Below are 763 nucleotides of genomic sequence, written 5' to 3'. Positions count from 1 at the left end.
GCCGAGCGCGTCGAAGCGGATGCGCTGCTTGCGACGGACCATGTCCAGGAACAGGTTGGTGGTGATGCGGTGCAGCCAGCCCTCGAACGTGCCCGGCGTGTACGTCGACAGGGAACGGAACACGCGGACGAAGACCTCCTGGGTGAGGTCCTCGGCGTCGTGCTGGTTGCCGGTGAGGCGGTAGGCCAGGCGGTAGACGCGGCCGCTGTGGGTGCTGACGATCTCCTCCCAGGTGGGCGGAGTCCACGCCTGCCCGTCCGCGTCGGTGGAGAAGGTCGCGGTCTGGGCGAAGCCGTCGGCGCGGCTCGGGTCAGCAGCGGTGTCGGTCACGGATTTCGGCTTGCCCGCCGATCCGAGAAAGCGCCGCAGCACTCCTCCGCGATCCACAGGCGCAGCCGCACCTCCCCTGTCGGCTCTGGTGGTGTCCAGTGGAGCCCCTACCATAGCCACCTCGCCCGTTAGCTCCGGATAAGCGGTTTTACGAGAATTTGACACCCACTGCCACGGCTCATCCGGCTGCGTCAGCACTTGCTCGGCGTCCCGTTCCATCCCATACCCCCCGTCGCACCCCCGGACCCGTCCCGCGGTACTTCCTCACCCCTTCAAACGACCGGTCCCATCTGCGGGTTCCCGCCCCCAACGGATACAGTCACGCCCAGGCAACCACGGGACAGGAGAGGGTCATTACCGGCAACCGGCAGACGAACTGGGCGTTCGCCGACGCCTATGTCGCCGAGGACGACGCGCTGCGCTGGGCCCGCGA

General features: G+C 67.9%; 1 protein-coding gene and 1 pseudogene. One reads left to right on the top strand and one right to left on the bottom strand.

Features of this window, described 5'->3' with window-relative positions; genetic code table 11:
• Positions 1–444: sigma-70 family RNA polymerase sigma factor (locus BZY54_RS47640; protein WP_208640989.1), on the bottom strand; the 444-nt coding region annotated here is incomplete at its 3' end.
• 176 nt (positions 445–620) lie between these two features.
• Between BZY54_RS47640 and BZY54_RS54365 the strand changes: the two are divergent.
• A pseudogene (locus BZY54_RS54365) lies at positions 621–763 on the top strand (methyltransferase); the annotation flags it as partial.

This window comes from Streptomyces carpinensis (assembly GCF_002154505.1).
GTDB classification, from domain to species: Bacteria; Actinomycetota; Actinomycetes; order Streptomycetales; family Streptomycetaceae; genus Streptomyces; species Streptomyces carpinensis.
The sequence above is the reverse complement of the archived record's forward strand: the minus strand, read 5'-3'. Positions and strand labels throughout refer to the sequence as shown.